This window comes from Paenibacillus dakarensis (assembly GCF_001373415.1).
Lineage (GTDB): Bacteria > Bacillota > Bacilli > Paenibacillales > Paenibacillaceae > Paenibacillus_AQ > Paenibacillus_AQ dakarensis.
The window spans coordinates 1-24,514 of the sequence record NZ_CDSE01000057.1; the positions used below are offsets into that span (position 1 = coordinate 1).

General features: G+C 40.0%; 25 protein-coding genes. All 25 read left to right on the top strand.

The window, feature by feature from the left end:
* Window positions 1-197 (top strand): flagellar biosynthesis anti-sigma factor FlgM (gene flgM / locus BN1234_RS14895; RefSeq protein ID WP_054957457.1); only part of this gene is annotated, 197 nt, incomplete at its 5' end.
* Between the two features lie 11 nt (window positions 198-208).
* Window positions 209-712 (top strand): flagellar protein FlgN, encoded by a 504-nt coding sequence (locus BN1234_RS14900; protein ID WP_054957458.1) that lies wholly within the window; start codon window positions 209-211, stop codon window positions 710-712.
* 16 nt (window positions 713-728) lie between these two features.
* Entirely contained in the window at window positions 729-2,321 is a 1,593-nt protein-coding gene (gene flgK, locus BN1234_RS14905; RefSeq protein ID WP_054957459.1) for a flagellar hook-associated protein FlgK, read from the top strand.
* Window positions 2,322-2,341: 20 nt separating this feature from the next.
* Complete coding sequence (gene flgL, locus BN1234_RS14910) at window positions 2,342-3,256, top strand: flagellar hook-associated protein FlgL (RefSeq protein WP_054957460.1); 915 nt, start codon at window positions 2,342-2,344, stop codon at window positions 3,254-3,256.
* Window positions 3,257-3,274: 18 nt separating this feature from the next.
* Complete coding sequence (locus BN1234_RS14915; protein WP_054957461.1) at window positions 3,275-3,838, top strand: DUF6470 family protein; 564 nt, start codon at window positions 3,275-3,277, stop codon at window positions 3,836-3,838.
* 88 nt (window positions 3,839-3,926) lie between these two features.
* Complete coding sequence (gene fliW, locus BN1234_RS14920; protein ID WP_054957462.1) at window positions 3,927-4,388, top strand: flagellar assembly protein FliW; 462 nt, start codon at window positions 3,927-3,929, stop codon at window positions 4,386-4,388.
* Between the two features lies 1 nt (window position 4,389).
* A complete protein-coding gene (gene csrA / locus BN1234_RS14925) occupies window positions 4,390-4,629 on the top strand; it encodes a carbon storage regulator CsrA (protein WP_054957463.1) in 240 nt (79 codons plus the stop codon).
* Between the two features lie 142 nt (window positions 4,630-4,771).
* Window positions 4,772-5,587 carry a flagellin Hag gene (gene hag, locus BN1234_RS14930; protein WP_054957464.1) on the top strand — a complete coding sequence of 272 codons (816 nt, stop codon included), beginning with the start codon at window positions 4,772-4,774 and terminating at the stop codon, window positions 5,585-5,587.
* A 219-nt stretch (window positions 5,588-5,806) separates the two neighbouring features.
* Window positions 5,807-8,938 (top strand): glycosyltransferase, encoded by a 3,132-nt coding sequence (locus tag BN1234_RS14935; RefSeq protein ID WP_054957465.1) that lies wholly within the window; start codon window positions 5,807-5,809, stop codon window positions 8,936-8,938.
* On the top strand, window positions 8,914-9,984 hold the full coding sequence (locus tag BN1234_RS14940) for a pyridoxal phosphate-dependent aminotransferase (protein ID WP_054957466.1): 1,071 nt from the start codon (window positions 8,914-8,916) through the stop codon (window positions 9,982-9,984). Before BN1234_RS14935 ends, BN1234_RS14940 begins: the two co-directional genes overlap by 25 nt.
* A gap of 18 nt (window positions 9,985-10,002) precedes the next feature.
* Window positions 10,003-10,698, top strand: coding sequence for a phosphocholine cytidylyltransferase family protein (locus tag BN1234_RS14945; RefSeq protein ID WP_054957467.1), 696 nt, complete (start codon window positions 10,003-10,005; stop codon window positions 10,696-10,698).
* The gene (locus tag BN1234_RS14950) at window positions 10,661-11,557 is read left to right on the top strand and encodes a LicD family protein (protein ID WP_082423228.1); all 897 of its coding nucleotides are present in this window, start codon (window positions 10,661-10,663) and stop codon (window positions 11,555-11,557) included. The genes BN1234_RS14945 and BN1234_RS14950 overlap by 38 nt, the downstream gene beginning before the upstream one ends.
* Window positions 11,558-11,577: 20 nt before the next feature.
* Window positions 11,578-12,372: a class I SAM-dependent methyltransferase gene (locus tag BN1234_RS14955; RefSeq protein ID WP_054957469.1), complete on the top strand. Its 795-nt coding sequence runs from the start codon at window positions 11,578-11,580 to the stop codon at window positions 12,370-12,372.
* Window positions 12,373-12,424: 52 nt separating this feature from the next.
* A complete protein-coding gene (locus BN1234_RS14960) occupies window positions 12,425-13,213 on the top strand; it encodes a GNAT family N-acetyltransferase (RefSeq protein WP_054957470.1) in 789 nt (262 codons plus the stop codon).
* Between the two features lie 146 nt (window positions 13,214-13,359).
* Window positions 13,360-13,752 carry a flagellar protein FlaG gene (locus BN1234_RS14965; protein ID WP_054957471.1) on the top strand — a complete coding sequence of 131 codons (393 nt, stop codon included), beginning with the start codon at window positions 13,360-13,362 and terminating at the stop codon, window positions 13,750-13,752.
* 16 nt (window positions 13,753-13,768) lie between these two features.
* On the top strand, window positions 13,769-15,250 hold the full coding sequence (fliD, locus tag BN1234_RS14970; protein ID WP_245640191.1) for a flagellar filament capping protein FliD: 1,482 nt from the start codon (window positions 13,769-13,771) through the stop codon (window positions 15,248-15,250).
* Between the two features lie 19 nt (window positions 15,251-15,269).
* The gene (gene fliS, locus BN1234_RS14975; protein ID WP_054957472.1) at window positions 15,270-15,668 is read left to right on the top strand and encodes a flagellar export chaperone FliS; all 399 of its coding nucleotides are present in this window, start codon (window positions 15,270-15,272) and stop codon (window positions 15,666-15,668) included.
* On the top strand, window positions 15,652-15,996 hold the full coding sequence (locus tag BN1234_RS14980) for a hypothetical protein (protein ID WP_054957473.1): 345 nt from the start codon (window positions 15,652-15,654) through the stop codon (window positions 15,994-15,996). Before fliS ends, BN1234_RS14980 begins: the two co-directional genes overlap by 17 nt.
* 414 nt (window positions 15,997-16,410) lie before the next feature.
* Window positions 16,411-16,815, top strand: coding sequence for a VanZ family protein (locus tag BN1234_RS23100; protein ID WP_054957474.1), 405 nt, complete (start codon window positions 16,411-16,413; stop codon window positions 16,813-16,815).
* A gap of 256 nt (window positions 16,816-17,071) precedes the next feature.
* Window positions 17,072-17,866, top strand: a complete 795-nt coding sequence (locus BN1234_RS14990; protein WP_054957475.1) for a tyrosine-protein phosphatase — start codon at window positions 17,072-17,074, stop codon at window positions 17,864-17,866.
* Between the two features lie 96 nt (window positions 17,867-17,962).
* A complete protein-coding gene (locus BN1234_RS14995) occupies window positions 17,963-20,026 on the top strand; it encodes an S-layer homology domain-containing protein (RefSeq protein WP_054957476.1) in 2,064 nt (687 codons plus the stop codon).
* A 136-nt stretch (window positions 20,027-20,162) separates the two neighbouring features.
* Entirely contained in the window at window positions 20,163-20,927 is a 765-nt protein-coding gene (locus tag BN1234_RS15000) for a YveK family protein (protein ID WP_054957477.1), read from the top strand.
* A complete protein-coding gene (locus tag BN1234_RS15005; RefSeq protein ID WP_054957478.1) occupies window positions 20,908-21,594 on the top strand; it encodes a CpsD/CapB family tyrosine-protein kinase in 687 nt (228 codons plus the stop codon). The genes BN1234_RS15000 and BN1234_RS15005 overlap by 20 nt, the downstream gene beginning before the upstream one ends.
* Before the next feature lie 66 nt (window positions 21,595-21,660).
* Entirely contained in the window at window positions 21,661-23,484 is a 1,824-nt protein-coding gene (locus BN1234_RS15010; protein WP_054957479.1) for a polysaccharide biosynthesis protein, read from the top strand.
* A 51-nt stretch (window positions 23,485-23,535) separates the two neighbouring features.
* Entirely contained in the window at window positions 23,536-24,459 is a 924-nt protein-coding gene (locus BN1234_RS15015) for a stalk domain-containing protein (protein ID WP_054957480.1), read from the top strand.
* Window positions 24,460-24,514 lie beyond the last annotated feature (55 nt).

Sequence of the window (24,514 nt, forward strand, 5' to 3'; positions counted from 1 at the left end):
CCCGCCGCAAGGACGAGGTATCCATCTCGACAGAAGCGATGGAGATGCTTCATGCTCAGGAGCGTGCCAACGATCCTGCCCGTGTGCAGAAGATACAATCCCTGAAGGAGCAGGTTGCTTCAGGAACGTATCAGGTAAGTGCCGATAAACTTGCAGAGAAGCTGCTGCCTCATTTCAAGCAGTTTCCTGAGAACTAAGGATGTCAGATATGACAGTACAGACATTAATAGATATTTTGCAGCGGCTCGAGCTGGTGTATAACGACATGCTGGCTTTGGCTGAGGACAAGCGGCAAGCCATCATGAGCAATGATGTGGATGCTGTGGTTCAGTTACTGAACCGGGAGTCCAAGGGAATGAAGTCAATCGAGCAGCTGGAGCGGGAACGCGTCGAAGCGGCGTATGCTTTTTTGCAGAGCAGAGGGGTTAAGTCACAGCTGGAGTTAACGCTGACGGAGCTTGCGCGGCTCGTATTCGATCCCGAGGAGAAGGCAGGGCTGCTAGAAGTCCAATCCCGGTTATCCCGTACACTGCAGGAGCTGAAGGTGAAGAACGACCTGAATCAGCAGCTGCTGGTTCAATCGCTGGATTTCATCGATTTCTCTCTCGACATGCTGACCGGAAAGTCATCACAGGACGAAGCTACCTACCATCACCCGTCTGACAGAGGCGGAAGCACAGGACGACCGGGCCTGTTCGATACCCGAGCGTAAACAGGAGGATATTGCAATGCGATCTACTTTTCACTCATTAGAAACGGCCAAGCGAAGCCTGTTTACCCAAACAGCTGCACTCGGAACGACAGGTCATAATATAGCGAATGCGAATACAGAGGGATATTCCCGTCAAGTCGTGAAGATGCAGGCATCAATTCCCATTGAAGCCTATGGTCTCAACCGATCAACCGCAGCGGGCCAGTTGGGTACGGGTGTTGAGTTTAACAGCATCGAGCGTGTTCGAGAGATGTTCTTAGATGACCAGTTCCGGGGAGAGAACAGCGCATTTGGTAGCTGGAATATTCAATACGATACGTTAGACAAGCTAGAAGCGATTATGGCAGAACCTTCGGAGACGGGTATTCGTAAGGTCATGGATAAGTTTTGGAATTCCTTTTCAGAGCTGTCCAAGAACCCGGAAGACCCGACAGCACGTAAAATTGTAAAACAGACAGCCGAGTCTTTGACCGATGCGCTTAATCATATGAGCAGACAGCTTGATAATCTGTCGAATGATTTAAATACGAATATAGATGTGAAGGCGAAGGAAGCCCAGAGTTATCTGACAATCATAGCCGATCTAAACGGTTCGATTGCCCGCATAGAGAGCCTTGGTGACAAAGCTAACGACCTTCGGGATCAACGTGACCTAATGGTAGATAAGCTGTCGAAGATTGTGAATATTACCGTGACGAACTCGGAACAGGGATACAATATTTCCCTAGGTGGACAGGTTCTCGTACAGGGGGCTGCAGTATCTGCTAATGTGGACGGTGCATTTTTAAATACAGCATTCGCAAGTGGTGATCTTAAAGGCGGAGAAGTTCACGGGATGATTGTGTCCAGAGACCAATTCGTGGAGAATTACCGTAATCAGTTGAATACCATGGCCAATACGCTGGTGAACGGTGAAGTGAAAATTACTTTACCGGCAGGAGCCATGCCGCCAGAAGGTACCGTTTTAACCTCGGATGCCAAGGTCTTGGTTAATGGACAAGTAAGTGTCGTAACCGCAGGTCAGCCTATTCCCAAGGGAGCTGTCCTTCAAGAGGATGTCCCGACGATTGTACAAGGCTTTAATGGGCTGCACGAGCTTGGTTATTCTATGGATGGAACCACGGATAAAGGAGTACCTTTCTTTACTGCAGCAGACGGTGGGACTACGATCACGGCAGGTAACATCCGGTTAAACCAGGAGATTGCGGCTAACCCCGATAAAATTGCAACCTCAATGCGTCTTGCGGGCGATGGTAATTCAGTCATTAAAGGTAATAATGATCTTGCAAAAATGCTGGCCAATTTGAAAGGTTTGTCTTTTACCATACCTGGGGGAACGAATCGTTCAACCGTTGATGGTTTGTTCAGCTCCATGATCGGGCAGCTGGGCGTTCAGGCACAGGAAGCATCCCGTCAGACGGAAAACTCTATGTTTCTGGTTCAACAGGTGGACAGCAGAAGGCAATCGGTTAGTGGCGTTTCATTGGATGAAGAAATGTCGAATATGATCAAATTTCAGCATGCTTATAGTGCCTCCTCACGTTTCTTAACGACATTTGACCAGCTGCTGGATAAGCTGATTAATTCCACTGGTGTGGTAGGCCGCTAAACAGGAAGGGGTACAATAGTATGTTAAGAGTCACATCCAATATGATGAACAGCCAGATGATGCTGAATCTAAACCGGAATGCCCAGAAGATGAACAATACACAGCTCCAATTGGCAACAGGAAAGAAGATAAATAAACCTTCTGATGATCCGGTAGGCATTACTTATGCGCTGCGCTACCGTGCGGAACTGGCTTCCAATGAGCAGTATCAGAAGAATGTAGACAGCGCGATTTCCTGGCTGGAATTTAATGATACTGTGCTGGATCAGGCAGGTAGTGTTCTTCAGAAGGTTAGGGAACTAAGTGTTCAGGCAGCGACGGGTTCCAACCCGCAATCTGCATTGGATAGTATCAAGGAAGAAATGAGTCAACTGAAAGAGCAGTTGGTTGATATAGCAAACAGTACGCTCAATGGAAAATATGTCTTTAATGGACAAGAGTATGATAAGAAGCCATATGACTTCGCTTCTAATATAAACGGTATATTAGATCCAAGTGTCTATAATGGATCTACAGATTCAGGTTCTATTCAGTACACTGTTGGGGATGGGGTGCAGCTCTCCATCAATGTGACGGGTAATGATGTGTTTGGCTCGGGGCAGGATAGTGTGTTCATGCTTATGGATCGCCTCAATGATGCGCTATCTAAAGGAGAATATGGTAAAATATCTGACGAACTGGGGAATATTGATTCCCGTATGGATCAAATCTTAAGCACACGTGCGGAAGTTGGAGCGAAAACGAATCGGATTGAGCTTTTGCAAGGCCGACTGGGAGACCTTGAAGTCAATTTAACAGAGCTGCAAGCAAAGACGGAAGATGCGAATTATGCGGAATTGATTATGCTGTCTAAGATACAAGAGAACATTTACAATGCTTCTCTTTCGGCCGGTGCGAGAATCATTCAACCTTCCCTGGTTGATTTTCTGAGATAATCACAGGAGGGGACGCCATTGCAGCCGGTTCTTCAAATTCAACAGACGCCCGGACTTATAGGACTGGATATTCAACGTGGACAATTTTCTATCCGTCAGCCGAAAGCGGATATGAGTATCCAGACAACACCTGGGGAGTGGGAAATCCAGCAGTACCGTCCAGAACTGTCCGTAGATCAGTCCAAGGCATGGGCTGCCTATCATGGCGGCAATCCGTTAGAGATGAATCAGCGGATTTACTCGGGAATTGAGCAGATATTTCTACAGGGAATCGCTCACCGGGTGGAGCTAGGTAATCGAATGGCTGCGATCCATCAACCAGGCAATACGATAGCGAACATCTGGGGTGGAGACTGGCAGACGCCCGGCATGCCGGAGTTCAGAGGCCCTGCGTCGATGGACAACGTGGATATTCGTATCGATACCCGGCCCCCGGATATTACTTATCATAAAGGGACTACTGACATTCAGGTGGAAGTGAATCGTCCAGAGACACTCTATCAGATGGGTGACGTCCGTGTTAATATGAGACAGTATCCATCTGTTTCGTTTACATCGCCTGAATTTGATATCCAATTATAAATTATTCTGAAAGCTGTAGATGACTTGAAATGCGTCTATAGCTTTCTTTTTCATTCAAAGATCATACGATTAAGGAGTGACAAAACATATGATTATTGAAACTTCAGCATGGGGTAGTATTGAAGTCACGGAAGAACAAATCTATCAGTTCCCAAAGGGAATTCCAGGGTTCGAACAGGAAACTAGCTTCGCCCTTCTTTCAATGGAGGGGGGACCTTTTGCCTACCTCCAATCCTTAAAAGAGAAAGAACTGGCCTTTGTTCTGGCAGATCCTTTTGTGTTTTATCCAGAGTATGAATTTGAACTGCCGGATAGCGAGAGTACTGAACTCGCGTTGAAAGAAGGACATGTTTATGTCCGAAATATCGTGACTTTAAAGGACCCTATTGAGCAGTCGAGCATAAATCTCTTGGCACCGATTGTTATGAATACCGAGAAAAAGATTGGTAAGCAGGTAGTGCTTCATCATTCCTCGTACCGGACAAGTCACCGTTTATGGAATGATTCTGCCACGGAATCAATCGATACTGATGGAAAGGGCGGTGCTTAGAATGCTTGTTCTATCTCGTAAAGTCGGAGAATCTATCGTGATTCAGGATCAGATTGAGGTCACCGTACTCGGTGTTGAGGGTGATAACGTGCGAGTTGGCATTTCGGCTCCCAAAGATGTTGATATATTTCGGAAAGAAGTTTACCTGGCTATCCAGCAGTCCAACCGGGAATCTGCTGCACCAACCCAAGCAAATCTTAATGCATTAATGAAACGAATGGACGACTCAAACAAAAAATAAAAAAATCTCTAAACTGCTATTAAAAGATTCCTCATCCTGACGATATATATAGTAGAGCTACTGAGGGGCGGCCGACCCTGCCGGTAGCGACCAATAAACCACATGGACGTGGGATCACTTATTTCAGGGAGGAAATATTATTATGATTATCAATCACAATATTGCTGCAATGAATACACACCGTCAACTGGGTACTAACACTGCTAACACAAACAAATCCATCGAGAAATTGTCTTCTGGCCTTCGAATCAACCGTGCTGGTGATGACGCAGCTGGCCTGGCAATCTCCGAGAAAATGCGCGGTCAGATCCGCGGTCTGGATATGGCTTCCAAGAATGCTCAAGACGGTATCTCTTTGATCCAAACAGCTGAAGGTGCTTTGAACGAAACTCACAGCATCCTGCAGCGTATCCGTGAGTTGGCTGTTCAGTCTGCTAACGATACAAACACTAATGATGATCGTGCTGAGCTTCAACAAGAAGTTACCGAGTTGACTAAAGAGATTACTCGTATCTCTACTGACACTGAGTTTAACACTAAGAAACTCCTAGACGGAGCAGGTGTTAGTAATGCAGTATTCCAAATCGGTGCAAATACAAGCCAATCTATTACACTGTCCATCGGTAATATGGGAGCGGCTTCCTTAGGTATTAGCTCTCTTGCTATCGGAACTCAAACAGGGGCTAATGCAGCTTTGTCTGTTCTTGATAATGCAATTAAGAAAGTATCTTCAGAACGTGCTAAGCTTGGTGCGAACCAAAACCGTTTGGAACATACCATCAATAACCTGGGTACTACTTCTGAGAACCTTTCTGCAGCAGAATCCCGTATTCGTGATGTAGACATGGCGAAAGAAATGATGAATCAAACGAAGAACAACATTCTTGCTCAAGCAGCACAAGCTATGTTGGCTCAAGCAAACCAACAGCCACAAGCAGTGCTTCAATTGCTTCGTTAATAGAAAGACAAAAGACAAAGAAGACTGCCGAGAATCATTTAGGCGGTCTTTTTTGTCTTTTTATGATGAAATTGATGGATTGGGTAAATGTGTACAATCAAAAAAACGGTGTTCATTCACCTTTTTTTGTATATTTATCTAAAATCTAATCAAGGATTACATTTCTACCGATATAATATGTAAACACTATGACCAAGTAACATGAAAGGATATATAACAATGGATAAATCCATTTCTTTATGTATGATCGTTAGAAACGAAGAAGATTATTTGGAGAGATGCTTAGAAAGTGTTAAGGATAAAGTTAATCAAATAGTAATTATTGATACAGGATCAACAGATTCAACCATAGAAATTGCTCAGGAATATACCAATGAAATTTACTCTTTTGAATGGTGTGATGATTTTGCCGCAGCAAGGAATGAGTCGTTAAAATATGCTAAGTCGGATTATATCTTGGTACTTGACGCGGATGAATATTTAGAAGAAAATGCGGATCTGCAAGAGGAGCTCAGTTCGGGGTACGATTATTATTTCATTAATATACACAATATCCTCTCTTACGGTAGGGCAATAAATCATACAGCAATCCGATTATTTGCTAATTTTAAGGGGTTTTTATATCGAAACCGCCTTCATGAACACTTGAATACTATGGATGAAGGAATGAAATATACAAGCGGTTATGGAAATTTCATCATTAACCATTCAGGCTATATGGAAGATATGATGAATAATCGGGCTAAAAATCAACGTAATTTACCATTGATGCTCCAAGAGGTTAAGGAAAATCCTACCGCATATAATTTATTCAACATGGGAAGGACGTATATGGCCATTGGTGAGCATGAAAAAGCCATTGAGTATCTAAAAAAATCCTATCCGTTAAGTAAGCAACTGGTTATTGTTCCTGAATTGATAAGTACTTTGTGCTTCTGTCTGAATGAATTAAAACGATATGAAGAAGCTTTACAAATTCTAAGAGACGCAGTGGAACTATATCCTGATACAACTGACCTTAGATACTTACAAGGGAGCATATATTTTGAAGCGGGTTATGTAAAAGATGCAGAAACTTCCTTCTTAGAATGTTTGAGGCTTGGTGATCAGGGAGTAACTGTTACTGAAGGTAACGGAAGTTATATGGCTCATTATAGATTAGCTGAAATCTATGAAACGAATTACCAAATCTCCAAAAGCTACGAGCACATAATAGAGGCACTAAAAATAAAAAAAACATTTGCAGCAGCAATTAAAAAATATTTCCAATTAGTCACTAAAGCTAATATTCCAGTGGACGATGTTTATCAGAATATTGAACTAATTTATAGAACTTCGAATATTGAAGAACTGAAATTATTACTTGAGGTTTTGTATTCGCTAAGGCATTCACTTCTGAATAAGTACTTGAGTGAATTTAATATTCGGGTTGAGGACAATGTTAGTGCAGTGGGAGCCCAATATGAGCGGAGTTATGATAAAGCAAGAGATCAATGGTTGAGCATGAAAGAAGTTCCTAAGCAAAATGGAGAAGATATTTTACTACTGTCAATTCTAATGCGCGATTCTGATTTATATCAAAAAGCGTTGCCCCTTCTTAATTTAAGCAAGAAGGAAAGTAGAACGATTAATTGCATTGTACAAGTTGAAGAAATCCGTGATGGACAGTTAAATACATCATTAGAACAGATGCTTGAAAGATTGATTATTCGACTACTAGCACTTCAAGAATATGAAGTGTTCCAGCGTATCCTAGAATATGTATGGAAGGGTTCTCTGGATGTAAAAATTCGTGTTAGCGGCATATTAGCTGATTACGGTTTTTATGAAGTTTCTATCGATTTGTTAATAAAGCTGTTTGAGTTGTATCCGAATGATAAGAGAATTATTACTTTACTGGGTGATATATGTTTTTATATGAATTATCTTGAGGACGCTCAATTATTTTATACAAAGCTGCTAGATCAAAGTCCTGAATACAGTACTTATGAGAGATGTTATGATCTTTTTCATAAGTTAAATGAAGGGGAAAGCGCACAGAACATAAAGTTCGTTATGAAGAATCTTTATCCTTTAAGTAATTGGGCTAATCCACAGAATAGTTCATCACAAGATATATATGAGACTCAAGAGGTCTTGGCTGAAGCTAAGTCAATGGTCACAAATCATGAGAATACACATTTAGAGATTGCTTTCATGCCTTATAAAGCCTCGATGTGGGATTCGCTTGAAAGTATATATCGAGAAGCTGAGAAAGATCCGGATTGTTCATGCTACGTAGTGCCCATTCCATACTACGAAAAGAATGCTCAAGGGGAAATTATTAAGTTTTGTTATGAAGGAAATGAATTTCCTGATGATATAAATATTACTCCGTTCGAAATTTATGATTTTGAAGATAGAAGGCCGGATATTATCTACATTCACAATCCTTATGATAAATACAATACTCTTACAATGGTTAACCCTCGTTTCTTTTCGGATAATCTTGCGAAGTATACGGACATGCTGGTATATGTACCCTATTATGTCGCCGGAAGTTCCGATGTACCGTATGTTTTGGTCACACCAGCTTTTGAAAATGTAACGAAGATAGTTACACAGTCCAAAAGCACCAAGGATGCGTATATTGAAGCTGGTTTGAATGCCAATAAACTTTTGGATATAGGATCTCCAAAGGTTGATGCAATGTTAACTGCAGTGAATGAAGGAAGAGAAATATCACCTTATTGGAGATTTATAACCCAGAACAAAAAAGTTTTCTTATTTAATACCGGGATTGCAGATCTGCTTTCTTTTGAGACTTGGTTTGAGCAATTGGAACAGATTATTAATTATTTCATGAATCATTCTAGGTATGCTTTAATTTGGCGGCCGCATCCACTTACAGATATCACTATAAAGACGATGCGTCCTCATTTGTTAGAGAGATTCGAAATATTGAAGAACAAACTAAAGCAGGCCGTAAATATTATCATTGATTTAAACAGTGACATATACCCTGCGGTTACGATCTCAGACGGAATTATTAGTGATTACAGCTCAGTTATGCTGCAGTGTATTATAACTGGAAAACCCGTTCTGGGATTACTGAGCGAAAAGATGACAAGAGAAGACCGGTACTATTATGCTGACTACTTGGGCTGTTATTTTATTGATCAGGATATGAGTTTGAATGAATTTACAGCAATGGTAGAGAACCATGAGGACTATAAGAAAGTAGAGCGCATGAATAAATTTATAAAAAGCATGAGTAATCCTGATGGTTCGTGCGGACAGAAGATTCACCATAACATTAAGAATGAAGTAGTGAGAGGTGAAAATAGTTGTATTACGTTAACCCAAATATAAAAGATTTATATAGAACGTCCTATAGTGAGAGCCGCAAAGACTATATTCGATTGGATATGAATGAGAATCCTGAGGGGCTCCCTGCTCCATTTTTTGAACAGGTAATGAAGTATATAACACCAGAATATGTTGCGATGTATCCAGAGATGTCCAAAGTAATTCAGAAATTAGCAGGATATTTGCAATGTATGCCGTCTAATATCTGTTTAACCAACGGTTCTGACGATGCTATGCGTCTGTTATTTGAAGTTTATGGAGAACTAGGGAAGAAAGTGGTTTCAGTAAACCCGAGTTTTGAAATGTATTCCGTATATATGAATATGTATGGCATGGAACATTCACCGATTAACTACGATGCCGATTTTAAAGTGCGCTTAGATGAAGTTTTAGATGCTATAGACCCGGATACCGGAATCGTAGTACTGTTAAACCCCAACAGCCCTATTGGGGCATCTTGGAGAGAGAATGAAGTTGAGAAAATTATTGAAAAGGCGAAGATAAACAATGCAATCGTAGTAATCGATGAAGCATATTATTACTTTTCGCCCCAAACCTATATGAATGTTACGAGCAAATACGATCATGTAATGGTGTTCAGGACATTCTCTAAATTGCTCTCTATTGCTGGTGCAAGAATTGGTTATATCGTATCCAATGACCAAATTATCAGTGAAATTAAAAAGGCTTGTTCCACATACCCGGTAAACTGTTTTGCTATTAAATTCGCTGAAGAAATATTGGATCATCCTGAAATTATAGAAGAACTGATGGACAAGGAAAAGCAAGGAAGAGAATACTTGTTGGAGCACCTTCAACAAAACAAATATGAATATCACTTTAATAATGGTAATTACGTGCTTATTAGACCTAAGAAAACCCCACAACATATTTTTGCCGAACTAAAGCGAAATAACATCTTAATTAAAACCTATAAAGCTCCTATATTGGCTGATTGGATCCGAGTGACTACAGCAAGTGTTAAGGTTATGCGAGTATTTTGGGAACAGTTTAAATTAGCAGATCAAGATCAGTCCATACGATTTTGAGGGGAAAGGTGGAGTTCCATGAAAGCTATATTATTGGCAGCAGGAAGAGGAACAAGAATCTCTAGAATGATCGAAGAAATTCCTAAATCAGTATTGCCGGTGGATGGAATACCCTTGATTCGAAGAAGTGTAATAATGCTGCTTGAGAGAAATATTAAACCGGTTATATGCGTGGGATATCGGGAAACTAAAATATATGAAGCGTTAGATGGATTGGATGTTACGTACTATTACAACCCATTTTATAATGTTACCAATAGTATAGCTTCGTTTTGGTTTGCTAGAAAAGAGTTGACTGAAGATACGATTATTATGAACGGCGATGTTTTTTTTGATGAAAATATTCTGGATTTGATCATAGACACAGATAAAGATTGTTCGTTACTAGTGGATACAAGCAGAACGTTAGAAGGGGACTTTTTTCTCAAGTTAGAGAACGGTTATATAAGGAAGTTTGGCAAGGACCTGCCTATTCAAGAAAGAAGCTGCGAGTATGTTGGTATTGGAAAGGTTAAAGAGAAATTCCTGGGGGATTTTAAAAATAAATTAGAGCAGCTTATTGGAAGCCAACAGCATCAATTATGGTGGGAAAATATATTGTATTCACTCATTGAAGAGAAAAATATTGAGACGATCGATATCAGCGGAATGTTTTGGTCAGAGATTGATTATTTCGATGATTATGAAAGAATCATTAATCATATCAATTTGTAATAATGTAGGTGCATGTATGGAACATAATACAGAATATATAAAACTTAATGATGACTATTTAAGGAAATTACAATTGGAAATGTTGACCCTACTAATCGAAGTGGATAGATTATGCAGAGAACATAATATTCAGTATTTTTTATCCTATGGCACACTCATAGGCGCTGTTAGGCATAAAGGATTTATTCCTTGGGATGATGATATAGATATCGAAATGTGTAGGGAAGATTACGAAAAATTTTGCAGTATTTGTGAGAATGAATTAGATACATCAAAGTTCTTCTTACAAAATCAACAGACGGATAAAAACTATAATTGGGTTTATGGAAAGCTAAAATTGCAAAACACCTCATTTATTCGCTCTGGGCAGGAACATTTAAAGCAAAAAGACGGAATATTCATAGATATCTTTCCTTTAGATAATATCTCCAGCAATAGATTTAGACAAAAAGTATCTCTTAAGGCTTGTAAAATATGCAGAAGGCTCTTGTGGGCTTCTGTAGGCAGAAAAATGGTAAGAAATAAATTTAGTAGAGCTGCATACACAGCACTTTCCTGTATTCCCAAAAAGGTAGTTACATCTATCTTTGATGTCTTTGCTAAGTCGGATAAAAAAACTCCTTATCTAGCTGCACATAATTACTTTTCCGGATATATATTCAAACGGGAGTGGTTTTCCGAGGCAGTAACGGTGGAATTTGAAGGACATAGATTCTATGCACCGATAGGTTATCACGAAATACTTTCTTCTATTTATGGAGATTATATGCAGTTGCCCCCGGTCAAACAACGTTATGGTCATACCTATGTATCATATATAAGATTTCTGGATGGACTGGAATTAAAGGTAATTAGATGATTAGAAAAGGAGAAGGAAATTTGAATAGAATATATACCAAAAATGTATCTATAGATTCTGAAAGTCTAAAAAGTTTTTATAGAAAACGGGCAGTGGATAAGATTTTTATTGATATAGATGCACCAGTAGTTTTATGCGGCGACAAAGATAAGAATAAAATTGAGGTTTGGACTAATTTTGAACTGGAGCATCGTTTCCCGTATTTATGCTTAGATAGCAGCAGTAATGTATTAGAAGTCGGCTGTGGGACTGGGCGGATAACTAAGTATATTACTTCGGTTGCGGGAACATATCTTGGTGTGGATTACGTAAAGGAATTCATAGATATTATAAAATCGCGTGTAGATATCGTAAAAAATAAAAACACCTTATTTATTCATTCATCTATACAAGATTTAGTAAACAATTCTGCCATTTTGTCAGAAGAAACTAAGTTCAATCGCTTCGTTATTTCGGGCGGAGTGCTGATGTACATCAACGATGATGAAGTAATGCAGGTGCTCAGTAAACTGATAGAAAAATTCGATGAAGATTGTATCATCTATTTATCAGAGCCAATTGCGTTCGGAAAAAGGTTGACTCTAGATAAATTCTATTCGGAAGACCTTGAGAATGAATACAGCGCGATTTACAGAACCGAGGAAGAATACCAAAAAGTATTTAATGTGTTTTATGAAGCGGGATTTACTTTGGAAGTCAATGAAGAGTTTTTTTATGATGATATTAAAGCACAGAAGGAAACGAAGCAGTGGATGTTTGTTTTACGAAGAAGCAAAGAAAATAAAAATAAGTTCTCGAATATTACCCCCTATTGATATTAGGTTATTCAAGTGAAAATATCGCTCTAGAAAAGAGGGGGAGCAAATTATGTTGAAGCAGTGTGATGAATCATGGATAACAAGGATCTTAGAATACATCGGCAGAGACTATTCAAAATGTTTGTACCTATATATAAATCTTAATAAATACGGATTAAATACTGAAAACTTCAATGTGTGGATTAGCTTAGATGATGTTGGAGATATAAGAGGGTTAATGGCGAAGTATTATACGGGCACTCACTTTTTTTCTAAAGATACTGACTTTATTGTTGATGATTATATGGATTTTGTTCATGAAAATAAACCCGCGATTATAACAGGTACAGGTCAAATTATTCAAAACATACAGGGGGGATTTCCAAGTTATACTGCTGATTATGGAAGTGTTGGTCAAATTAAAAATGTCTCGAAGTTCAATGCAAGCCAAGTAGAGATCGCGTCAATTGATGACATGCATGAGATTGCCAAATTATTAATTGGAGACAAAGGCCTAGGTGGACATTATGATTCTTCATTGCTGGAACATCAATTAAAAGAACGCTATATTGAAGGCTTTGGTAGAAACTATGTGATTAAAAAGGATAATGAAATCGTATCTCATTGTGCAACTTATGCTCAAACTAATCAGCTTGCAGTCACATCAGGCGTGTTTACAAAAACTGAGGAAAGAGGAATGGGCTACGCATATCAAATTTACTGTAAGCTCTGTTATGATCTCTTATCGGAGGGCAAAGAGGTGTACGCTTTTTTTTATACGGATCAAGCTCATAGGATGCATGATAAGGTCGGTTTTAAAGTTGTATCAAGTTGGGCTAAGCTAGTGTTGCAGAAATAAATAAGAAAGAATTAACCCATCTATAATAAACCACTTTTTTCATGATCTAACATAGGGGAAAATTCCGATTTTTTATCCTCTTAACATCAAGTGAGCAAAATCCGATATACATTATAAATAGTTTATATGCCATCGGAGGTTGTCCAATGAATCTTCAAATTTCAGTAACGGCAAATACGGTGAGCAGCGCTAAAGTCGAAGGAAATCAAGTCAGTGAATATATGGCTGCTAACAAAGATGCAAGTTTGATTAACTCTATTAAGAAAAGCACTGAGATTGCTAAACTTGAGCGTCAAGGTATTCAAATTCCTACAGGAGATGAGCATCTTATTCGTTTAATAGAGAAGGCCACCAAGGCTCTCCAAGGACCGGAGACAACACTAGAAATTAGTATTCATGAAAAAACACACCAAATAATGGTGAAAGTGTTGAACAAGGAGAATGGAGAACTGATTCGTGAAATACCACCTGAAAAGACGTTGGATCTGGTAGCCAATATGATGGAGATAGCAGGAATTTTAGTTGATCAGAAGGTTTAAGGGGGGGAACAAAAGAATGCAAATGCGAATTAGTGGTTTTTCAGGTATGGATATTGACAGTATGGTAAAGCAACTGATTACTGCAAAGCGTGCTCCTTTGGATAAGCTTACACAGCAGAAAACCATTATAGAATGGAGACGTGAGAGTTATCGAGAAATGAATAGCAAGATGATAGACTTTAAAACAAAAACATCTTCTTTTAAGTATTCATCAGCGATGAACTCTAACAAAGCCATGGTGTCAGGAAATACAACCGCAATAAAGGCAGAGGCTACTGCATCTGCTTCGAATATTTCAATGGGTGTAGAAGTGTTTAAGTTGGCACAAAAATCACGCATTGAGACGACTTCCCCACTAACTATAAAAGGAAATTCTGATGTTCCAGTTAGTGCTTCACTAAAAACAACGCTTGGTGAATTGTCGAAGAGTGATGGAAGCGAAGAGTATACCTTAAGTATCAATGGTATTAAGGAGCCTTTGGTATTTAAGTCTACCGAAACCATAGAGACGGTACTAAACAGGATTAACTCTAGTGCAAAGGCTAAAGTCAAAGCAACCTTTGATGAAGTAAGTGGAAAATTTGTTGTTTCTGCGAAAGAGTATGGAAACACAAATAAATTAACAGGCGTTGAAGGTTCATTAATAAGTCTTTTTGATCTGAGCGATGTTCAGGATGCAAAGCCAGCTGAGGTTCTGATCACTTCTGGAGGTGTTAAAAAAATCTTCACCCCTGATAGTAATTCATTTCTTATTAATGGAGTCCAACTGACATTCCAGGAAATAAATAAGGATAAACCGGCAACGATCACTACGCAGACCGATCCAGCAAAGGCTCTGGAAACCATTAAGAGCTTTGTTGAATCCTATAATGAGCTGATTAAGACCTTCAGCACCAAGCTGGGTGAAGAAAAGTACCGCAGTTATGCTCCACTTACCGATGAACAGAAGAAAGAAATGAAAGAGAACGACATTAAACTATGGGAAGAAAAGGCTAGAAGCGGCTTGCTGAAGAATGATGAGGTTCTTCGCTCCACATTAAGCGAGATGCGTTCCGCCATTGGAGAAATGGTCGGTGATCTGAGTTCGATCGGGATTACAACAGGCCAGTATTTTGAGAACGGCAAGCTTAACATTAACGAAGAGAAGCTGAAATCCGCTCTGCAAAGTGACCCGCAAAAAGTGTCAAACATCTTCCAGGGTGCAGGTGACGGGGGCAACCACGGAATAATCTCCAGTGTTCAAACCGCTATGAATAACGCTCTTGACAAGCTTGTGGACAAAGCAGGAACTTCAAAATTTTTGGCTGATTCCAACAGTACATTTAAGGAAGAGAGTGTCATCGGCCGGCAGCTAAAGGATTATAATAAACGGATCGGCACCATGGAGGCACGTCTCCAAGACCTCGAAATCCGTTACTACAAACAGTTCTCTGCAATGGAAAGAGCCATGAACCAATACAATTCTCAGTCGTCCAGTCTAGCAGGTTATTTCCAATAGAAAGTGGAGGGTGAGTACGTTGATTACATCTCCTTATGATAAATACAGACAATCGTCAGTCCAAACAGCTAGCCCGGCTCAGCTTGTCCTTATGTTATATGATGGGGCTATACGTTTTGTGAAGATAGGAATAGATGGTATCAGTAACAATGATCTACCCAAGGCAAATCAATATCTCGGTAAGGCCCAGACGATCGTGAGTGAGTTGATGTCTACCTTGAATCACTCATATGATATTTCTAAAAATTTGTTTGCGATGTATGAATATATAAACTATCTACTCATCCAGGCAAATATTAAGAAGTCGAAGGAACCTGCTGAGGAAGCTCTGGGATATTTGACCGATCTTTACGAAACATGGATTCAAGCTAGTAAACTGGCTGTCTCTGGAGGAACTGCTGGTGTCCAGCATGGATGAGAAGATTCAAAATTTAGAGAGGCTCACGAATGACTTCATTCAGCGAATCAATTCTTTAGAATACGAGCAGGTTGAGGAGTTTGTTGAGAATCGTGAGTCCATTACGGAGAGTATTCTTTCAGAATTAAGTCATTCAACATTGACCGAAGCACAGAAACATCGACTGAAGATGTTGCTTCAGTATGATTCTATGATCTTAGGTAAAATGCAGTCTTTAAAAGAAGAAGCTCGAGAATGGACCATTCGACAAAATCAAATTAAAGCCCAGCATAGTGCATATGAGTCGGCCTATACAACGGATAGCATCCTTATGGATAAACGAAAATGATTTCAAAATTAGAATAAAAAAGCCTTAATGGTAAGCAGGTATATAGGGACTTGCCCCAAAAGTGAGATAAATTTAAAAACCTTCAAGAGAATGTAACCATGTTGTAAGATATGGAGACAACCTTGGAGGTGTTTTTACAATGGCAACAAGAGTTAGCTATCCACTAGAAGTGAGGATGAAAGCCGTCGAAATGAGATGAAGACGATCTACCGCTGGATTTATTCAAATCGTCTAGCACAAGGGAAAGCTCACTCTTGAGTCACAATGGAAAACGGCGTAAACTATGGAGAACCGTGGATGTTTTTTCTGATTGGCCTATTCGCCTGAGAACCAATGAGATACGTTAACGTGAGATCTTTAATCTCTGGGAGTCGGATACCGTCGTAATGATTCGTTTAATTAGAAAGGTAATAGATGAGAAAATTAATAATTACTTTATGGTGTGTAGCATTATTCATTGGAACTTGTACCGAGAGTGTGCCGCTATTATTCACTGACTTCCATATTCATTTGAATTTAAATAGTCAACCTACCTGGTCAGATCTTTGGCGTGTTGGTGCCTTCGACTCTAATGCATACATTATTCAGAAGATAGGGCACTTCTTTGGTTTCTTTATTCTATCTCTATTGATGACAAACTTCGGACAAAATAAAAAGGGGTTAATATGGGCGATTGGATATGGAGTATTAACCGAGATACTACAGCCGATTTTCCACCGAGATGCTCGAATACTCGATATGCTTATTGATACAGCAGGAGCTTTAATAGCCTATTATATATGTCTAATTTTCAAAGCAATTCAGAAGAAAGGGACATAGTATAGCAATCATACAATTTGTATGATTGCTATTTTTTTTTGTGATTGTAATCTGTAACAAATAAATACATGATATGCAATACGCACTGTTGAAAAAAAGTAGCAATATATAGCAAAATCCCAATTCTTTTATCCTTTATTAAACTTGTGTATGATTATAGCGATTAAAGGAATATTGGGATAAAAAAAGAAATATTTTGTCATTATGATTGAATATATTAAATTTTGTTTACAAGATTAAAGGGGGGTTCTCGACAATGATTGATATACATAGCCATATACTCCCTTACATGGACGATGGAGCGAAGGATTGGGACATGGCGATAGCTATGGCGAAGCAAGCTCATGCTGATGGGATCCGGTGCATTGCAGCGACACCTCATCATAGGAATGGTCGTTATATTAACGATCCTTCTAAAGTGCTTGAAATGGTAGAAATTTTAAATTCTAAGTTACAAGAATTACATCTGGATATTAAAGTGTTCCCGGGGCAGGAGGTTAGAGTCCATGATGATCTTTTACGTCATTGGGAGAAAGGTGAGATACTTTCACTTTACGGTTCCAGATATGTACTACTAGAGTTACCTTCATCTCATATTCCTGCAACGGTGGAAGACATTGTTTATGAATTATCCTTGATGGACATTCGAGTGATTATTGCCCATCCAGAACGTAATGCAGATATTGCTCGTAATCCAGATCGGCTGCTTCACCTCGTAGAGCTTGGGGCGTTGGCTCAATTGACAGCTCAGTCGGTTACAGGAGAGAAGGGCGGAAAGCTTCAGAGGCTCTCACTGGACTTGTGTAAAAGAAATCTCATACATTTCATAGCAACAGATGCTCATGATCCGGTGCGTCGTCCATTTCAGTTAACAAGCAGTTATCAAGTGATCGAGAAGAAGCTTGGTCCTGAGATAGTGAGTTACTTTAAGAGCAATTCTAAGAGAGTGGTGGACAATTTAGAGATTCCAATATTCGACATGACTACACATAAAGTCCACGGAAATGTATTCGCAAAGGTTCTATCGGGAATGTTTCGAGTGACCAAGTGAATCTATGATTTATTTACGACTTGGATAGAGTGGCATAAGCCGCGACTAACTAAGTTGTGAACAAATAAATAAAGAACATAACAGAGGTGAAGATAATTGTCATTCAGAAAAAAAGTAACCGCTTCCACTCTCGCGGTCAGCATGGCTGCAGTAACTCTAGCGGGTATACCACTTAGTAATGAAGGACTGGCTAAACATCTTGGGATTACATCGGTTTCAGCTGCTAATTCGAATGTTGATAAGGTCAAAGACAAACTGAAGAGAATAAATGCGGCATTAAGTCCAGCAGATAAAACTAGGCTCCAGGCTCTTCGTTCAGAAATCAACACTAAGATCGGTTGGGACGCTTTCGAAGAGAGCGCTGCTCCAATACTTACTCAGACTAGGAAAGCAGGCGTTTCTAATGAGACGGTATTTAGTTTGTTTAATGCTGTGACCGATTTGGCTAATGATCCTGCATACGAGAAATTGGTGGAAATTCGGAATAAAGAAGAATATATTGAAGCCGCCAAAAAGCTCGGAGAAGCTGGGGGAGTAGCTAACTTAACAGTGGATGACTTGGCAGAATTTTTGGTTGGTGACCAAGGCGTCGAATCAAAGATTGTAGAAATTCTGAAGAATAAGACTATGAAAGAATTGAACGACATTTTTAATAATAGTGAGGCGCGTAATGCTCTAATCAGGGACGCTTACCGCAGTGTGCTGAATGAAACTGTGGGTGATCAATCCGTAGGATCTGTTCTTAATAAGCTTGGAATTACCGACAATCTGGTTGCAAGCACTGTATCGAGTCTACAGAACCGATTGGATCCTGCAATTGTAAAGGAAGCAGCACTAGCACTTAGTTTAGCTTATATTAAAGCCGAGAATATCAAATTACCTGATCCAGAGGATGATGACGATGGTGATGGAGGTGTAGTAACTCCCCAACCTCCAGTTAATGGCGGAGGCGGAGCCGGCGATGGTGGGGGAGCGCCAGGTGGAGCGGTAACAACTCCTACTGGTTCTTTACAAAAATTGTTGAAATTAGATGCTTTTGAATTGGTTGAGATCGTAAACGGCAAAGCAACATTGAAGTTAGATGAGGCCTATATGCTGAAATTGGTCGAAGCAATCAAGGCAGCAGCGGCTAATGAGAAAGGTGAAATCACACTTTTCATTGATCATGGTGCAGTTAATGCTTCTTCCATAGAGGCACCAGTATCTAAGACAATTATTGAAGCAGCGAAATCAGCAGGGATCGATAATATTGCTCTGACCGTAAACGGACTCACGTTTACTCTGCCAATCAGTCAATTTAATGATTCAATTAAATTGTCCATTAACATGAAAGATGACAAAGTTATTTCTGAGATTAGCAAGCTTCAATTAGCTTCAGATGTATACGAATTCCTGTTTGAAGTTGGCGGTAAACAAGTGAACTCCTTCCGTAAACCGATAACAATTCGTCTTCCACTGCGTGATGTGAACGTAGATAAAGAACTTTTAAGTGTTGTTAAGGAAGTCCAAGGATCCCTCCAAATCCACGGCGGTGTGTTGGATGGCAAATTTATTGTAGAGAATCGTGACACACTTTCCACTTATGCAGTAGTAGAGAACAAAGTGAACTTCACAGATATCGGTATCGTACAAAAATGGGCTGGACGTCAAATTCAAGTTGTAGCTGCTAAGGGTGCTATAGAAGGTAAAGCGGCAGGTGTGTTTGCACCGAAAGATTCTGTGACACGCGCTGAGTTTGCTAAAATGCTGGTTCGTGCTCTTAACCTGGAGAACAGCTATGCAGTAGAATCCTTTACTGATGTAAATAACACAGATTGGTTTGCACCATATGTAGCGGCTGCAACTGAACAAGGTATCATCTATGGTCGTACATCATCTAAATTTGCACCACATGAGAAGATTAGTCGCGCTGAAATGGCTACGATGATTTCTCGTGCGCTAAAAGTTACACAGAATATTACAGATGAGAATAACTCGGATAGTATCTTGAAGCAGTTTGCTGATACAGATAAAATCGGAAAAGCCTACAGACAGGCCGTAGCCTTTGCTGCTTCTAAAGGGCTTGTAGTAGGAAGCAATGGCAAGTTTAACCCGAAGGATAACGCTACACGTGCAGAAGCAGCTGTAATGATCTATCGTACAATGAATTACAAAAAGTAGTGAACTTAAGAAAGCCTTCCTCTCATGAAGATGGGAGGGGGGTGTTCTTTTATAACTTGTGAAGACCATTTTTTGGTAATTGAGTCAGAGTTAAAAAGTATCACGCAATTATAGATACCGCTGGAGGGAAACCTACGTGTCACGTGAATTGGATTTGAGAGATATTTTTCGGATTATTCGGAAGAGGATATGGTTGATAGCACTTATTGTTGTATTGGTTTGTTCATTTGTAGGGGTTTACAGCATTTTTGTTAAGAAGCCCGTATTTGAGGCTTCCACGAAAATCGTTGTAAATCAGACGCCTACAAATTCTACAGTGAATCAATTGGACCTCAATCAGATTAACACTAATATTCAACTTATTAATACCTACAAAGAAGTAATCAAAACTCCAGCAATCCTTGATCAAGTTGTGAATAGTTATCCTGAGTTTCAGTTAACTACTGAAGATTTATCTAAGATGGTGAACGTAAACTCTGTAAATAACACACAGGTGATGACTGTAGTTGTTCGGAATACTTCGTATGTAAAAGCAGCGGAGATAGCAAATGCGATTTCGAAAGTATTTCAGAAAGAAATCCCGTCCATATTTAATGTACAGAATGTATCGATATTAAATGAAGCGAAGACAGAACCGTTAGTCAGACCGCAACCCGTAGAACCCAATATTATTCTCAATTTAATGATCGGGTTTGTTGTTTCTTTAATGCTCGGTGTGGGATTAACCTTCGTACTAGAGTATCTTGACGATACGATTAAGACAGAAGAGGATGTTAAGGAGTTTTTGGAGATACCAACGCTTGCGATGATTACACGGGTAAATCAAAATGATCGAGGGCCTTCGCGATCTATATCAACATCCAGGAAAGGTGGAAAAGAACATGTCAGCATTGCAGAATAAAAAACGCCACCTTATTGTCTTATCCAATCCTCGTTCACCTATAACAGAGGCGTATCGATCATTACGTACCAACATAGACTTCTCATCAGTGGATGAAAGAACGCAAGTGATCATGGTAACCTCAACTGGGCCAGAGGAAGGGAAATCAACGGTCGTAGCCAATTTAGCAGTAACCTATGCGCAAGGCGAGCGCAAAGTGTTATTAATTGATGCGGATATGAGAAAGCCGACAGTGCACCGTACGTTCCAGTTGACCAACAAAATGGGATTGTCATCGATTTTATCCCGGCAGTGCAACCTGGAAGAAGTGATTCAAGAATCAGAAGTACCTAATCTGTATGTGATGACAGCGGGACCTATTCCGCCTAACCCTGCCGAGATGCTGAATTCTAAGAGAATGACAAATCTGATGCAGTTGCTGCGAGAACAATTTGACATGATTCTTATCGATACGCCTCCAGTGCTTGCGGTTACTGATGCACAATTGCTCGCTTCAAATAGTGATGGTGTCTTAATGGTTATTAATTCAGGTAAGGTTAAGAAGGATGTCGCATTGAAGGCGAAAGAAAATCTATTACGGGTTAATGCCCGTATCCTTGGTGTAGTGTTGAATAATGTCAAACGTAAAACAAGTGAAGAATACTATTACTACTATTATGGAAACTAACGCTAACCTAATTCTTAATTGGTATGAATATCACATAAACTATTAATTTCGGAGGGCACCGAATTAATGAAAATTCGCAAAGGGATTGTGGCGTTGTTTGTTATTGATATCGTAATCGTATGGTTCAGCATAGTGACTTCCTACTGGTTCCGATTCTATGATGGTTTCCCACTGGGGTATAAACTGCAAATGATTCAATACGCAGCGATTTCAACGATTGGATTCGGGATTAGTCTTAACTATTTCCGTCTCTATCGTAGAGCTTGGGAGTATGCAAGTGTCGAGGAACTCTTGTCAATTTTCAAAGCTATAGTTATCGGTGGCGCCTTATCTACTGTCGTAGCATTATTAGTTTTACCTGAACGAGTCCCATTCTCGATTGTGATTCGTTCATTGGAGACGATTCTACTTCTTGTAGGTGGCTATCGTTTTCTTACTCGACTATTAGGAATCAGAACGTACAATAAGGTAACGGATCCGATTCCTAAGAATGTATTAATTGTAGGGGCAGGTAACTGTGGAACATTGATTGCGAGGGAGATCAGAAACTCGACATCAGGTATGAAAATTGTTGGTTTCATCGATGATGATTTGGAAAAGTACAAGCTGCATGTTTTGGGTATACCCGTGTTAGGAACACGGGATGTTATTCCAAGTATCGTTGCAGAGAAAGACATACAAGAGATCGTGATTGCCATACCTTCGGCAAGCAGACAACAAATTTCAGAAATCGTGACAATCTGTAAGAATACAGATGTTAAATTAAAAATGATGCCGCGATTAAATGATCTGATATCCGGCAAAGTCTCTTTGAATAAGATTAGAGAGGTTAGCGTTGAAGACTTGCTTGGTAGAGATCCAATTGTAACCGACATCGATGAGATTATGAGTTATGTGCAGAATAAGATCGTTCTGGTAACGGGTGCAGGAGGATCTATCGGCTCTGAGCTTTGCCGCCAAATATCCAACTTTGAACCTAATAAGCTGTTATTGCTCGGTCATGGAGAGAACAGTATTTATAATATTGAGATGGAACTGAGAAGGAAATTTCCTGCCCTTACACTTGAGACGATCATTGCAGATATACAGGATCGGGACAGAATGCAGAGCGTATTTCAGGAGACTCGCCCGCAAGTTGTATTTCATGCTGCAGCACATAAGCATGTTCCTTTAATGGAGAGAAACCCGTCTGAAGCCGTGAAGAATAATGTGTTCGGAACACAAAATGTGGCGGATTGTGCTGATCAGTATGGCGCAGAGCGCTTTGTGCTCATATCTTCTGATAAAGCGGTTAATCCGACAAGTGTGATGGGTGCAACGAAGCGAATTGCAGAAATGTACATTCAGAGTATTAATGCATCGAGCCGTACGAAGTTTGTAGCTGTTCGATTTGGCAATGTGTTAGGCAGCCGAGGAAGTGTCATCCCACATTTTAAACAGCAGATTATAGAAGGAGGACCTGTGACGGTAACCCATCCAGAAATGGTTCGATATTTCATGACGATCCCGGAGGCAGTTCAGTTAGTGCTGCAAGCAGGATCTCTTGCAGCTGGCGGTGAGATTTTTGTTCTGGATATGGGACAGCCTGTCAAGATTCTTAATCTGGCTGAAGATTTAATTCGATTGTCTGGTTATGAACCTTATCATGATATCGATATTAAGTTTACAGGTATTAGAGAAGGTGAGAAGCTCTTCGAAGAGTTATTGACGGATGAAGAGAATGTCACGGCCACCCAGCATAACCGTATTTTTATAGGAAAGCCATGCGACCTGAATCGCAATTATCTGGAGTTGGAGATTAAACGTCTGCAAAAGGTGATCGCTGAAGGTTCAAGTTCAGTTAAAGATGTAATTGATCAGATTGTTCCAATGTATGAAGTTGTTTCATAAGATTAACAATTTAGATCTAACCCAAAATAATCGAATGTGAGGATTCTAACTATGATGAAGAGGTACTCTGCAATTGTTATGATTGTAGCCATGCTCCTAAGTATCACACCTATAAAAACTGTGGAAGCGGCTAACAACGTGAAAATGAAATCCATGGATGTTGAGTTTAATTTTGACGGGACTGAACTACAGCCTCCTGCTGGTCAATTTGCCTTTATATATAAGGGTACGACTTATGTTCCATTACGGTTCGTTTCTTATGCGTTACAGAAAAATGTTCAGTGGGATGGAAAAGCCTCAAAAGTAACCGTAAGCGAGCCGACCTCCAGTCAGTTGGTATCTATTAAGGAAAAACTGATGAATTCATCAGCTTCTGCCAATGCTAACTTCTTGGGAAAAGTCTTTGCAATGACACCTGTGAAAGTGGATTTTATTTTTAATGGTAAGAAGAAGGTGCTGCCTTCCGGTCAGCAAAGCTTTATGTATAAAGGAACCTTATACGTTCCAGTTCGTTTCATGGCGGTATCGTCCGGTTCACAGATAACTTGGGACGGGAAGACCAAGACAGTAAAGGGAATTTCCAATTCAACAGGAACACCGAACTCTTCAGGAACGCCAACCACTCCACCATCATCAGGAGGAGCAGGAAGCAGTACTGATAAGGTATCCTACGAGTCAATTACAAGCAATACCGAAGCGAAGCTAAAATCTCTACAGGCGGAGAATAACTCTACGCTAATGAGCTTGGCGGCAAAATACTTATCAGCCTCAGATGATGCAACGAAGAAGAAGTTGTTAGCTCAAGGACAACAACAATTGGATAGCTTAACGGCGAAGTTTGAGAATATTGTAGGCAATGCAGAAAATCAGCTGAAAGCCAATGGATACAGCACAGAGGTTATTAATGAATACCGTAAAACTTTCAATGATGAGATTGAAGCTGGAAAGAAATTGGCGAACGAGCTTGCTGGATAAGCAAGCTCCTTACATAAAAGGGATGAGATTTAGTTAACGGATGCTTTGTCTTTGT